The 12597-nt window shown below is 62.8% G+C and carries 13 protein-coding genes and 1 riboswitch; of the genes, 7 read left to right on the top strand and 6 right to left on the bottom strand.

All coding sequences use genetic code 11. The annotated features are described in order from the left end of the window. Positions 1-66: 66 nt before the first annotated feature. From rraA to EK373_RS01525, 4 genes are all read right to left on the bottom strand, one after another. Positions 67-549: a ribonuclease E activity regulator RraA gene (rraA, locus tag EK373_RS01540; protein WP_129640988.1), complete on the bottom strand. Its 483-nt coding sequence runs from the start codon at positions 547-549 to the stop codon at positions 67-69. Between the two features lie 82 nt (positions 550-631). Continuing rightward, positions 632-2746: a hypothetical protein gene (locus EK373_RS01535; protein WP_129640987.1), complete on the bottom strand. Its 2115-nt coding sequence runs from the start codon at positions 2744-2746 to the stop codon at positions 632-634. 175 nt (positions 2747-2921) lie between these two features. Beyond that, a riboswitch (cyclic di-GMP riboswitch) is annotated at positions 2922-3007 on the bottom strand. Between the two features lie 160 nt (positions 3008-3167). Next, positions 3168-3569, bottom strand: a complete 402-nt coding sequence (locus tag EK373_RS01530) for a hypothetical protein (protein ID WP_129640986.1) — start codon at positions 3567-3569, stop codon at positions 3168-3170. A 201-nt stretch (positions 3570-3770) separates the two neighbouring features. Continuing rightward, entirely contained in the window at positions 3771-4070 is a 300-nt protein-coding gene (locus EK373_RS01525; protein WP_116807048.1) for a hypothetical protein, read from the bottom strand. Positions 4071-4254: 184 nt separating this feature from the next. Here EK373_RS01525 and EK373_RS01520 point away from each other — a divergent pair, with 184 nt between their 5' ends. From EK373_RS01520 to EK373_RS01500, 5 genes are all read left to right on the top strand, one after another. Next, on the top strand, positions 4255-4641 hold the full coding sequence (locus tag EK373_RS01520) for a hypothetical protein (RefSeq protein WP_198683007.1): 387 nt from the start codon (positions 4255-4257) through the stop codon (positions 4639-4641). Positions 4642-4838: 197 nt separating this feature from the next. After that, entirely contained in the window at positions 4839-6260 is a 1422-nt protein-coding gene (locus tag EK373_RS01515; protein ID WP_129640985.1) for a circularly permuted type 2 ATP-grasp protein, read from the top strand. A 70-nt stretch (positions 6261-6330) separates the two neighbouring features. After that, positions 6331-7278 (top strand): alpha-E domain-containing protein, encoded by a 948-nt coding sequence (locus EK373_RS01510; protein ID WP_129640984.1) that lies wholly within the window; start codon positions 6331-6333, stop codon positions 7276-7278. 10 nt (positions 7279-7288) lie between these two features. Beyond that, complete coding sequence (locus tag EK373_RS01505; RefSeq protein WP_129640983.1) at positions 7289-8095, top strand: transglutaminase family protein; 807 nt, start codon at positions 7289-7291, stop codon at positions 8093-8095. Positions 8096-8169: 74 nt separating this feature from the next. After that, positions 8170-8907, top strand: a complete 738-nt coding sequence (locus EK373_RS01500; RefSeq protein WP_129640982.1) for a proteasome-type protease — start codon at positions 8170-8172, stop codon at positions 8905-8907. A 4-nt stretch (positions 8908-8911) separates the two neighbouring features. Here the strand turns inward: EK373_RS01500 and EK373_RS01495 are convergent, their stop codons facing one another. Both EK373_RS01495 and EK373_RS01490 read right to left on the bottom strand, forming a co-directional pair. Continuing rightward, the gene (locus tag EK373_RS01495) at positions 8912-9505 is read right to left on the bottom strand and encodes a hypothetical protein (RefSeq protein ID WP_129640981.1); all 594 of its coding nucleotides are present in this window, start codon (positions 9503-9505) and stop codon (positions 8912-8914) included. 97 nt (positions 9506-9602) lie between these two features. Then, positions 9603-10412: a secretin N-terminal domain-containing protein gene (locus EK373_RS01490; RefSeq protein ID WP_129640980.1), complete on the bottom strand. Its 810-nt coding sequence runs from the start codon at positions 10410-10412 to the stop codon at positions 9603-9605. Positions 10413-10594: 182 nt separating this feature from the next. Here EK373_RS01490 and motA point away from each other — a divergent pair, with 182 nt between their 5' ends. Together motA and motB are read left to right on the top strand one after the other, a co-directional pair. Further along, complete coding sequence (motA, locus tag EK373_RS01485) at positions 10595-11452, top strand: flagellar motor stator protein MotA (protein ID WP_129640979.1); 858 nt, start codon at positions 10595-10597, stop codon at positions 11450-11452. Between the two features lie 20 nt (positions 11453-11472). Then, the gene (gene motB, locus EK373_RS01480) at positions 11473-12489 is read left to right on the top strand and encodes a flagellar motor protein MotB (protein WP_129640978.1); all 1017 of its coding nucleotides are present in this window, start codon (positions 11473-11475) and stop codon (positions 12487-12489) included. The last annotated feature ends 108 nt before the right edge of the window (positions 12490-12597 follow it).

Here is a 12597-nt window from a genome sequence, read left to right as displayed (position 1 = left end):
CTGCCGGAATTCGAAAAGCTCACCCGGACCGCGAAGATCAGTTGAGCGCCGCGAGCTCGTCGGTCGTTACTTGACCAACTGCCGGCGAGCGAGGATCACGCCATCCTCGTCGGCATACAACCAATCGCCCGGACGGAACGTTACGCCGCCGAAGCGAACGACGATGTCGCGCTGGCCTTCGCCGCGCTTGTCGGTCTTCAAAGGATGCGTGCCGAGCGCTTTGACGCCGATGGGCATGTCGGCCATCGCTGCGGAGTCACGGATACAACCGTAGACCACGATGCCGGCCCAGCCATTATCGATGGCTTTCCGGGCGAGCACATCGCCAACCACTGCGCGACGCATGGATCCGCCGGCATCGATGACGAGCACGCGTCCGTCGCCAGCTTCAGCGGTTAGTTCGCGGACCAGCGAGTTGTCTTCGAAGCATTTGATGGTGGCGATCGGGCCGCCGAACTGGAGCTGTCCGCCGAAGTCGCCGAACAACGGCTCACAGATTTCCAACTCGTCGCTGAATTGATCGCAAAGATCGGCGGTTCGGATGTCCACGGCGCAGCCTCGTCAGGATGGGACGGTGCAGTGTGCCGCAGACCGAAGGGTCGGCGCGAGAGGGCGCGCCGAAACGCCGCAGTTACTTCTTTTTGCCTAGCAGGCGCGACAGCAACGAGTTGTTCTGCGGCAGCTTGCGAATGCCGCTCTCGGACAGCTCGACTTCGCGTGCCTCCTCCATCAGCTCCTCGGCCAGGCTCTTCTTGAGCTGCTTGTGCTTGCCGGTATTACCGGCGCGAGTCGGCTCGGAGCGCTTGGTCGCAGGGGCGGCGGATTTGGCGGCGACTCGGCTGTCCAGTGCTTTGTGAACGCCGGTGGAGTTCAGCTTGAAGGCGCCCGTGGCGTTGGCTTTGAACGCGCCGGTCGCGCCAGGCTTGAACGTGCCGGTGGCGGAGTTCAGCGCTCCCGTGGCGTTCGGGCGGAACGCACCCGTGGCATTGGGACGGAATGCGCCAGTCGCCGATGTATCGACTTCCATCGTGATGGTCGGCACAACGGGCGCGCGATTGGCGCGGGCATTGTTGAGCTCGACGACATTGTTCTTCGGCTCTTCACGTTCGGCACGACGCGGCTGCGGAGCATCTTTGAAGCGCGCCTGTTCGGCGACGCTGATGCGCAGAACCGAGGGCGACGGGAAGAACGTCTTGAGATATCCCGCGACCGCTTCGGCCGACACCGCTTCCTTGAAGAAGCCCAGACGCAGCGAGTGCACGATCTTGCCGCTGCCCGCCGTCGCGACGGAATACAAACGATACGCCTCGAAGATATCGAGGTGCGGCAGGATGTCCAGATTCACCGGCTGCTCGGACGCAGCCAGCTGAATCGCAAACCACTTGTCCTGCGCGTTCTCGTTCAGCTCTTCGCTGGTCAGCGCGCGAATGGTCTGGGTGCTGTCGAGATTCGGATGCGCATGCGACGAGTCGCGAACCAGTGCGGGCGGCACTTGCTTCGGAGACGGCGCCGCGGCTTTGTTTGCTACGGCAGCAGCGGGCTTCGCAGGCGGCTCGGCCTTCTTGGCAACCGGCGGCGCTGCAGGCTTTGCAGCGGCGGGTTTCGGCGCAGCGGCCCCTTTATTTACTGGCGCAGCGGCCGCTTTGTTTGCTACGGCCGGCGCTGGCTTCGCAGCAGCTGGTGCAGCGGCCTTGGCCGGCGGGTCGTCGTAGAGGTCGAGCTCGAACGCGTCGACTTCTTCGATATTGACGCCCTTGCCGACATGATACGGCTGGTTCGATCCGTTGCTCTTCTGAGCGGCGGCCGGGGTCGGTTCAGGATCGGAGAACGTCAGAGCGGGCACGCGCACGCTCGCGGACGTATCCAGCTTCGCCGGGACGACGACAGGGGCGGGCGGAGTGGCGGCCTGGCGCGCAGCCGGCGCCGGATTGGTCTTGATCTTCAGCTTGCCTGTATCGAGTGCGGCGAACTTGCCGCTCAACAAGCCAACGGCCAGCGGTTCCTTCGCCGTCGCGGATGCGGCCGCAGGGGCCGGCGCGGCAGCGGGCGCCGGAGCGGCAGCGGGCGCCGGAGCGGGGCTGTCGTTCCAGCTCATCTCATCGAGGCCAGGCGCTTCGGTCAGCGCCTTTATCTTCGGCAACGAGGCGGACGTGACTGCGGCCTTGGTGGCTTCGTCCGGCTCCCAGGTCATCTCGACGACTTCGTCGTTCGGAGCCTTCTTCGCGGCGGCCTTTGCAGGTTGAGCGGGCTTCGGCGCAGCGGGTTTCGCGGCGGCCTGCGGCGCTGGCGCAGCCTTCGGAGCAGGGGCGGCTTTCGCGGCAGGGGCTGCGGCAACAGGAGCAGGCGGCGGTGTGTTGACAACAGCAACAGGCGGGCGGGGTGCGGGCGCCGGCGCCGCGGCCGGCACATAGCCGCGGGTGAAGCGGCGATCTTCATCGCTCAGGCTGGTCGTGAATGCGGTCGGATATTGCTGACGTACGACGGTGAGCACGCGTTCAGCATGCGCTTCGTTGGTAAAGAAGCCGAGGCGCAAACGATGGCGCGTGCGTCCGTCTTCGACGCGCGCGACCTGATAAAGCTTGTAATTCTCGAGCCCGGGAATGTTACGGCCCGTCGTCGACACCGGCGCGATCGACGCGCACAGGTTGATGACAAACAGCTGCGTACCGCTCCCTGCGTTCTGGGAGACGAGCGGCGGCTGTGAGCGTTCCGGCTCTACATAGACCTTGCTGGTATTGTCTTCCACGTTTCTTCCCCGACCCGTTGCGCCGCCGAATACCGCCCGCTGCGGTGGACGCACTTCGGCTGAACGGATCCTTTCTGCGGGGGGGAAGTGAGCGCGCTTATGCGCGTCGCGCTCATTCACGGCAGTTTCGCTGTTTTCTTGTGTGGCGAAACCGTTGCCGCATCATGTCGCGGCCCGTGGCAACCCCGCTGTCTTAGGAATGAATCCGTTAGACCGGAAGCTTTGCGTCCTCGCCTTTCGGCGAGTTTGCCCGTAAAAAATCGACCAAGAAATTTCTTTGTAGGAACGTTTTGATCATCGACACGCTGAAGGCATAAGTCAAGCAATATGGTCGCTTTCAGCAGACAAGGCGTTTGGCGACAGGTGGCTTGCGGGCCGGGCCTCGAGCTTATGTCTCATTCAGCTGTTCCCCGGGCTGCTTTTACACCGCCATGCGCGTCCAGGCTTCCTTGCTCGCGCTCGCCGGCTCGCCCGCCATGATCCGTGGCGCGAGCTGAGAAACGATGTGGACCTGGGCCGCATCCGACAGGCCTAGCGCACGCAGCGCGCCTTCCAGGCCCTCGATCAGCTGGCGACGCTCGCCTTCCGTCGGGCAACTATCACGGGCCAGCGCCGCGAGCTCATCACCCACGCTCTCCAGGGTTTCGGCGATCGAAGGCGCGAACTCGCTCAGGTCCCCGCGCAGTCGCGCGGCGAAGCGAAACGAGTTGTATGCGCACACGTACGCGCGATGTCTGAGCTTCAAGTTCTTCAACATTCCCACCGCATCGGTCTCCCGCAGAAGCCACGCGGGCGAAAGTGTGAAGGGCGACACGAATTCCACGGTGTGCGCCAGATCGCAAAACCGGGTCGCATTTCGCCGTTGTATTTACGCCTCATTACGGATCAAACACGTACACGCAAACTATTTTTTGCTGCGAAAAATTCATGCGCGCGCCGTTGACAATGAGCAACTGTCATGATGCTGAGCGCGTGGCGAAAAATTCGCCACGCGGGGCGCGGGCGGAGAAGGAGCCTTCTCTACTTAAGCGCGGCCTACATTGCGGTCGGTGGGCGAATGGAAATATTCGCTTTCTTCGGCGAATTGACGCATCAGTTTGCGCAGCTCTTCGATCCGGCCCTCGGCGGTGCTGATCGGCTGGCATTCTTCGCATTCGGGATCCGAGCACGGCTGCCGCGAGTACAACCAGTACTGCACGGCTCCCGCCAGCAAACCGTCGGCGATGTCCCAGATATCGGCCTTGTCATCCGTGTCGGCGATCCGGTTGCCCAGATCGACGGCCTTGCCGAAGGCCTCGCTGAAGGGGTTATCGGGTTCCTGCATGGGTCGTCACTCGAGGCGGCTGGCGCCCGTTGCTCTCATTGAAGATGCCCCCATTGTAACGGCGTTGTGCCCCCTGACGAAGACCGTTCGCCTTGAAGACAGGCACGCCGACTGGTCTACTGTCAAAAAGCACTCGCAGATACCGTAGCCTGCTGCAAGCGGGCGAATTCATTAGAGGTTTCACATGGCCGAAGACCGCAATCAGGACCCGCAGATGGACGCCGAGGGGCTCTACCAGGAGGACAATTTCACCGACCGCCGCGTCGGTGCGATCCGCCGCCTCTCGCCGGTGCGCGCCGACGGCTCTGCCGATCCCAGCCGGCCGGTGCTGTTCATCGGCCAGGCCGAGATCATGACCAACATGGGCCCGGTGCCGATCAACTTCGAGATCGAGGGCCAGACACTGGCCGATGCCGTGATCGGCTTTGCGCCGGCGGCCCAGGTCGCGATCGAGCGCACCGTTCAGCAGATCCAGGAAATGCGCCGCCAGCAGGCTTCGCAGCTCGTGGTTCCGCAGGGCCCGGTGCCGGGCATCACCGGCCGCGGTGGCGGCAAGATCCAGATGCCTTGAGCCGGTCGGGAGGATGGGGCCCGCCCCATCCTCGTGCGTGGGGCCCGTCGTGCGGGCCTTATGCTGGTGCGTCCCGCCCCGAAGCGCCCAGGAATCACGCATAACTCGCCGTTTCCGGCGCTGGCACGTTTTTCGCTCCGTCGCCTGACATCCAGCTCGAGTCGAGGCATCGCTGCCCGACTACAACAGAGGTCGGGATGTTGGCGACTCCGTACGATGAAATGCATGCCAGCGACGGCGACGTGCGCGAGCACGAGCACTACAAGACCTTCGCTTCGTGGCTCGCGCGCACGCCAGGCGAGCGCGTTGCTCACAAGCGCGCCGAGGCCGACACGTTGTTTCATCGGGTCGGCATTACGTTCACCGTTTACGGCGAGGACGCCGGCACCGAGCGGCTGATTCCCTTCGACATCGTTCCCCGCATCATTCCGGCCAACGAATGGAAACATCTCGCCGCCGGCTTGAAGCAACGGGTGCGCGCGCTGAATGCGTTCACCAACGACATTTATCACTCGCAGGAGATCTTGAACGCGGGGCGCATTCCCGCCGAGCAGGTGCTGTGCAATGGCCAGTACCGGCCGGAGATGCAAGGCATCGATGTGCCGGGCTCCATCTACGCGCACATCGCCGGCATCGATGTGGTGCGTGCCGGCGAGGGTGAGTTCTACGTTCTCGAAGACAACCTGCGCGTGCCCTCGGGCGTGTCATACATGCTGGAAGACCGGCGCATGATGATGCGATTGTTTCCCGAGCTGTTCGCGCTGCACTCGGTAGCGCCGGTCGAGCACTATCCCGATCTGCTGCTGGAGAATCTGCGCAGCGTCGCGCCGTCGGGCGTGAACGATCCTACCGTCGTGCTGCTGACGCCGGGTGCTTATAACAGCGCGTACTTCGAGCATGCGTTCCTCGCGCAGCAGATGGGTATCGAGCTGGTCGAAGGGCAGGATCTGTTCGTCGACGACGAGTTCGTCTACATGCGCACCACTCGTGGTCCGCAGCGAGTGGATGTGATCTATCGGCGCATCGACGATGACTTTCTGGATCCGCTGGTGTTTCGGCCGGACTCGATGCTGGGCATCCCGGGATTGTTGGCGGCGTACCGCGCCGGACGCGTGACGATTGCGAATGCGATTGGCACGGGTGTCGCGGACGATAAGTCCATCTATCCCTATGTGCCGGAGATGGTGCGCTTCTACCTCGGCGAAGAGCCGCTGCTGTCGAATGTGCCGACGTTCGTTCTCCGGCGCAAAGAAGATCTGGACTACACGCTCGCGCATCTGCGAGAGCTGGTCGTAAAGGAAGTTCACGGCGCGGGCGGATATGGAATGTTGATCGGCCCGGCTGCGAGCAAGGCGGAGTTGGAAGCGTTCCGCCAGCGGATCCTGCGCGCGCCGGAGAAATACATTGCGCAACCGACGCTCGCGCTGTCGGCGTGCCCGACGTTCGTGGACGCCGGCATCGCGCCGAGGCACATCGATCTGCGACCGTTCGTGTTGTCCGGTCGGGAAGTCACATTGGTGCCCGGCGGGCTGACCAGAGTGGCGCTGAGAGAAGGATCGCTGGTGGTGAATTCGTCGCAGGGCGGCGGGACGAAAGATACCTGGGTGCTGGAGCGATGACCGACCAGCGCATAACGCCGCCACAGGTTGTTACCCTCTCTCGGCGGGGGAGCCCGCAGAGCGTACGCGCATGCTGAGCCGCACCGCCGATCATCTCTACTGGATGGCGCGCTACACCGAGCGTGCCGAAAACCTTGCTCGCATGCTCGACGTCAACTCGCGCATGTCGCTGCTCCCTCAAGGAGCTGAAATCCTGCAGCAGGGCTGGATCGCGACTCTCACCATCATCGGTCTGATGGACGCCTTCCGGCAGCGTTACGGCGCCGTGACCTCGTCGAACGTCATCGCGTTCATGGCATTCGACCGCGACAATCCCTTGAGCATCTGCAGCTGCGTCCACGCCGCCCGAGAAAACGCGCGCGCCGTGCGTGGCACGCTCACTTCAGAGATCTGGGAAACGTTGAACGCGACCTGGCTGGAGATGCGCGGCACCAGCCTGCGCTCTTCCAACGAGGAGGAAGTGGGCAGCTTCTTCGAGTGGGTGAAATATCGCTCGCACGTCGCGCGGGGCGTCATTCAAGGCACGATGTTGCGCGATGAAGCCTGGCACTTCACCTGGCTTGGCACCTATCTCGAACGCGCCGACAGCACCGCTCGCATTCTCGATGTGAAGTATCACTTGCTGCTCCCTCGCGGCGAACAAGCAGGCGGCGCGGCGGATTACTACCAGTGGAGCGCGCTGCTGCACTCCGTGTCCGCGTTCGAAATCTATCGTCGCGTGTATCGCGACTTGATTACGCCGAGACGTGTGGCAGAACTGCTCGTTCTGCGCGATGACATGCCGCGCTCGCTGCGTCGATGTATGTCTCAAGTACACATGCACCTGCAATCGGTGCGGAACGCGCAGTCAGCGGAGACCGAGCGGCGGGCCGGTGAGCTGCAGGCGTCGCTGCACTTCGGGCGTATCGACAGCGTGTTCGAAATCGGGCTGCACGAATACCTGGTGCGATTTCTCGGTAAGGTGCGCGATCTCGGCGATCGTGTGTCGCGAGACTTCCTGGTGTCGGCTGCTGACTAGGAGCAGGTGCGTGCAATTACATATCCGACACGAAACGTTGTATCGCTACGGCGAGCCCGTGAAACGCAGCGTGCAAAACCTGCGGCTGACCCCTCGGCGCGATCCCATGCAACGCGCGCTCAGCTGGAACATGGCGACGCCGGGACACTGTCGCTCGCAAGTCGATGCTTACGGCAACATCGTGCATTTGCTCACCCTCGATGAGCCGCACAAGGAAATTCGCATCGTCGTGAACGGCGTCGTCGAGACCGAGGATCATCCCGCCGTGTCGTTGCCTGACGAGGGGCAGCTGTCACCGCTGGCCTTTCTGGCCGAGACGCCGCTCACTCGTCCAGATGAGGTCATCGCAAGCTTTGCGCGCCCTCGCTTGGCAGCGGGTGCGGACTTGCGAGGCAAGTTGCTCGAGCTCGCGGAAGCGGTGTGTAAAGAAGTGCGCTATGAAAAAGGGGCCACTGACGTGCACGAATCCGCCTCGCGAGCGTTCGCGCGGGGTGCAGGCGTGTGCCAGGATCATGCGCACGTCTACATAGCGAGCTGCCGCAGCGCCGGCATTCCAGCACGCTATGTCAGCGGGTACTTTTACGCAGGCCCCCAGGGCGAAATCGCCAGCCACGCGTGGGTGGATGTTTGGACCGGCCGGGAACAAGGCTGGATGTCCATCGATGTGACTCATCGCACGCCCACCGACGGGCGACATTGCCGGCTGGCCGTAGGTCGCGATTACCTCGATGCTTGTCCGGTTCGCGGTGTCCGTCGCGGCGGCGGAGCGGAAGAAATGCAGGTCGCGGTACGGATTGCAGCAGCCGCGCAACAGTGATGGCCTGTGTCTCGAGAGAGAGTCTATAGTTCGCGTTTCCTGGGCACTGCCGCCCACTAATTGCGGTTGTAGCTATGACGTATTGCGTAGGCATGCTGCTCGATGCCGGGCTGGTGTTTCTTTCCGACTCGCGCACCAACGCGGGCGTGGACCAGATCAGCACGTTCCGCAAAATAACCTTGTTCGAACGACCGGGCGATCGCGTCATGGTGCTGATGTCGGCCGGCAATCTCGCCATCTCCCAGGCAGTCGTGAATGTTTTGCACGAGCATGAGAACGAGCCGGGCATCAAGGGGATCTGGACCTCCAAGAACATGTTCGAGGCGGCGCTCGCGGTCGGCGAGGCGCTGCGGGAGGTTCACAAGCGCGATGCCGAGGCGCTCAAAGAGCATCACATCGAATTCAACGCCTCGCTGATCTTCGGCGGTCAGATCGGCTCCGAAGAGCCGCGGCTGTTTTGTATCTACGCGGCCGGCAATTTCATCGAGGCCACGCCGGAGACGCCGTACTTCCAGATTGGCGAGTCGAAGTACGGCAAGCCGATCCTGGACCGTGTCATCTCACGCAGCACCAGCCTCGCGCAGGGAGCCAAGTGCGCGCTGATCTCGATGGACTCGACGATCCGATCGAACCTTTCGGTGGGCGTGCCGTTGGACCTGCTATCGGTCAAGCGCGATGAGTTGAAGATCCACAGCCACGTGAACATCGACGAGAACCATGCGTACTTCCGCATGATCCGCACTCGCTGGAGCGAGATCTTGCGCCATGCGTTCCACGAGATCCCGGATCCGGAGTGGATGCGGCGGAGCTGAAGGCTCAGCGCTGTTCGATCGACTCGACGTAGAACAACTCGCAGGCGCCGTCGCCCCGGTCGGCGCGGCTCAGTGAGCTCTTCCAGGTGAAATTATCCGGACCGAGCACGCTGACCAGTTGGCCGCGCAGGCGCACGATGTTGCCTGGCTTCACGCCCTTCAGACGGTCCTCGAGAATGCCATCGGCGGGAATCAGGTGCATGTTGGAGGCATTGAGCATGGCGGTGTTCAGGTCGATGGCCTGCTCATCGGGATAAATCGAAAAGAAACGTGCGCCCTGGCGGATGCGAAAGTGAGCGAGCACGGCGCTGTCGGACATCGGGCCCCAGCCGAGCGCGAAATCGATGGGCGAGACGCGAGCGCCGCCGTCCATGCTGTATTCCTCGACCGATAGCACGCGCGCTTCGAGATCGAAATCGGCCAGCGGCGTCAGCTCATATTCGCCGTGGGCAAACGGCGCCCGTTGCACCAGGCGCTGGATCGGCTCATCGGCAACCAATACTCCCGGAGGATGATCGATGGCGCGGCCTTCCACCAGCGCGCCTATGCCCGCACCGAGGGCGCCCAACGCCACCAGGATTCGCCAATGAGCAAACATGACGCGCAGGGTACTGACCAGCTGCCAGCGGCCGCAGTGCGCGCATCACATCGAGGCTGTCAGTGAAGAAACATTCGACGGTGCGATGTGATCCGGGTCACTGTGCGTCCACCTTCACCCACACCGACAGCTCATTGCCGCCGGTGCTGTAGCTGCGACTGGCAATGCCGCTGTTGGTGCTGCTGAAAGACTCACTCACGCCGCCGAGCTGGATCCAGGTTCCCAGCCGGCCCATGACTTGCGTGTTCAATGACTGCGATTGAATGCCGTTGCCGCCTACGCGCTCGTCCTGTTGATCGATCTGCAGGATCACCTGGTCGCCATTGACGCGTGGCGTCACAATGAAGCCGCGTTGCAGATTGCGATGCTCGACCCTGCCGGCGACGAACGGCCGTTTACCGCCGCCGACTGCGACGGCCGTCACAATGGGCACGCTCGTGCCCGTGGCGATGAAGGCGGAATTGCCTTCGAGCACCTGTACGCTGGAAACGCTCGAGTCGTTTGTCTGCAAGTTCCGCTCGCCGGCGCGCACCGTCGCAGACACGCCATCGCGCGTGCTCAACGTTCCGGACGCGGATGCCTGCTCCCGCTGAATGTCCTGCGCTGTGCTCCGGCGCACAGAAACCAACATCTGTCGCTGTTGTTTATCCAACTGAGCGACTGCGGAGCGCAGCTGCGAGAGGTTGCCGCTGCTGGTGCGGACGAACAGTTTGTAGTCCTGCCCGGTCAACGCGCCGCCCTGTTCGAGCAAAGGCTGCAAAACCGGGATCAACTCCTCCGCGCGGCGGTACTTCAAATCAATCACGGTCAGCGACTGCGCCCAGGCTCCGGCCGCCACCAGACAGGCGCTGATGCCGACCCAGGACCCTCGCTGCAGGCCGCGAAAATGCCTTCTCAGAATATTCATGAAGCCTCGTCGAACGTCGCTAAGTGCCTGTCTGGCGGTGATTAAACAACCCAATAAGGCATTCGCCTAGGAGGAAACCGCGGATCTGCCATGCCGGTCGCGCCTCAAGCCGTCGGGGATTATGCCGAATCAGTGACTGTGCGGCCGTGGAGCCGCGGGCTGATCGTTCCTACGGATAATCAATGAACCTGATCCTCGGCATCGTCGTGGTGTTTGGCTGCGTGCTGGGTGGCTTTGCCGTCCACGGCGGCCAACTGGGCGCCCTGTGGCAGCCCTCCGAGCTGCTCATCATCGGTGGCGCCGCGATCGGCGCGATGATCATTGCCAATCCGTTCAGCGTCACCAAGAAGATCGCGGCCGCCATTCCCGCCCTGCTGAAAGGTTCGCCTTACAACAGGGATCACTACCTCGCGCTGTTCTCGGTCATGTACGAGTTGCTGTCGATCGCGCGCAAGGAGGGCATGATGGGCCTGGAGCGTGTCATCGAGGAGCCGGAAAAAAGCGATCTGTTCAAGAAGCGTCCGCTGATCCTCGAGGATCACCACGCCGTCGAATTCATCCAGGATTATCTGCGTCTCATCATCAGTGGCGACATGGACCAGCACCAGCTCGAAGCGCTGATGGACCTGGAAATCGAGACTCATCATCACAGCGGCGAAGAGCCGGCGCAGGCGCTCAACAAAGTGTCGGACGCCATGCCGGGCTTTGGCATCGTGGCCGCGGTGCTCGGCATCGTGAACACGATGGGCGCGCTCGGCGGCCCGCCGGAAGAGATCGGTATCAAGGTCGCGGCTGCTCTGGTGGGTACATTCCTCGGCATTCTGCTCGCGTACGGTCTGCTCGGCCCGATGAGCACGGCCATGGAACGCCGCGCGCGCGACGAGACGGCGTTCTACACCGCTATCAAGACCTGCATCATGGGATTCCTGCAGGGTCACCCGCCGCAGATCGCGATCGAGTTCGGCCGCAAGTCGACGCCGGCGGATCTGCGGCCGAGCTTCAAGGATCTCGAAGCCCAGCTGCGCGGCAAAAAGGCTTGATCTCGTAACCGGGACACGCCATGGCACGCAAGGGTAAAGACGGCGAATCGCTCGCGCCGATCATCATCAAGAAGGTCAAGAAGGGCGGCCATGGTCACCATGGCGGCTCGTGGAAGGTCGCGTTCGCCGACTTCGCGACCGCGATGATGGCGTTCTTCCTGCTCATGTGGCTGATGGGCTCCACCACCGAAGAGCAGAAGGGCGCGATCTCGGAATATTTCAACAATCCGTCCGCCGTGCCGGGCACGAGCACGGTCCCGTCACCGACGTCCATCCACGGTCCCGGCGGCGCCAGCACCAGCATGATTCAGCTGGGCGGCGGTATGGAGTTACACACCGCCAGCGACAACCCGGAAGCGCCGCCAGCGCAAGTCGTCAATGACGAAGAGGCGGAGAAGCGCGCCGAACAGCTCGATCAGGAGCGCTTGAACTCGCTGATGCGTGCGTTGAAGGAAGCCATCGATGCGCGCGAGGCGCTCGCGAAGTTCAAGGATCAGATCCTGCTGGATATCACGCCGGAAGGTGTGCGCATTCAGATCGTCGATCACGAGCGCCGCCCGATGTTCCCGCTGGGCAGCTCGCGACTCGAGGAGTACAGCGCCAAGATTCTCTATGAGCTGTCGAACATCATCAACAACGTGCCGAACCGCATCAGCATCAGCGGTCACACCGACATCAAACCGTACATTGCCAACAACTACAGCAACTGGGAGTTGTCAGCAGATCGCGCCAACGCAGCGCGTCGCGCCTTGGTCACCGGCGGCTTGCCGCAGGAGAAGGTGGGTCGCGTCGTCGGTCTCGCCTCGAGCGTGCTGCTCGATAGCGCGGTGCCCGACAGCCCGGTGAATCGCCGCATCAGCATCATCGTGATGAACCGCCGCACCGAAGAAGCGATCATGCATGAGAACGGCACGCTGCTCAGCGTGATGCCCCCGGCCGCAACGGAAGCGGGATCGACGCCGGTCGCGGAGAGTGAAGCTCGTGAAGAGGGCGCTGCCGCGCCCGTCACGGCAGCAATGGCGCCGATTGCGGGGTAGGAGAAGCCGCCGATAGTTTGTTTGTAACGTTAGGCCCGACGCTAATTTTAAAATTCAGGGTGGAGGTCGAGCTGCGCAGACGTACAGTCGGATATGTCATTCGGCTCT

It is taken from the genome of Peristeroidobacter agariperforans, from assembly GCF_004138335.1.
GTDB lineage: Bacteria > Pseudomonadota > Gammaproteobacteria > Steroidobacterales > Steroidobacteraceae > Steroidobacter > Steroidobacter agariperforans.
Note: the sequence above shows the minus strand (reverse complement) of the source record. Positions and strands in the feature narration are given on the sequence as shown.

Bases quoted from the DNA above. Each gene is read 5' to 3' on its own strand.
- EK373_RS01510 (WP_129640984.1), top strand. From the start codon at position 6,331: ATGCTGAGCCGCACCGCCGATCATCTCTACTGGATGGCGCGCTACACC.
- EK373_RS01525 (WP_116807048.1), bottom strand. From the start codon at position 4,070: ATGCAGGAACCCGATAACCCCTTCAGCGAGGCCTTCGGCAAGGCCGTC.
- EK373_RS01490 (WP_129640980.1), bottom strand. From the start codon at position 10,412: ATGAATATTCTGAGAAGGCATTTTCGCGGCCTGCAGCGAGGGTCCTGG.
- EK373_RS01515 (WP_129640985.1), top strand. From the start codon at position 4,839: ATGTTGGCGACTCCGTACGATGAAATGCATGCCAGCGACGGCGACGTG.
- EK373_RS01500 (WP_129640982.1), top strand. From the start codon at position 8,170: ATGACGTATTGCGTAGGCATGCTGCTCGATGCCGGGCTGGTGTTTCTT.
- EK373_RS01520 (WP_198683007.1), top strand. From the start codon at position 4,255: ATGGCCGAAGACCGCAATCAGGACCCGCAGATGGACGCCGAGGGGCTC.
- motB (WP_129640978.1), top strand. From the start codon at position 11,473: ATGGCACGCAAGGGTAAAGACGGCGAATCGCTCGCGCCGATCATCATC.
- EK373_RS01495 (WP_129640981.1), bottom strand. From the start codon at position 9,505: ATGTTTGCTCATTGGCGAATCCTGGTGGCGTTGGGCGCCCTCGGTGCG.
- motA (WP_129640979.1), top strand. From the start codon at position 10,595: ATGAACCTGATCCTCGGCATCGTCGTGGTGTTTGGCTGCGTGCTGGGT.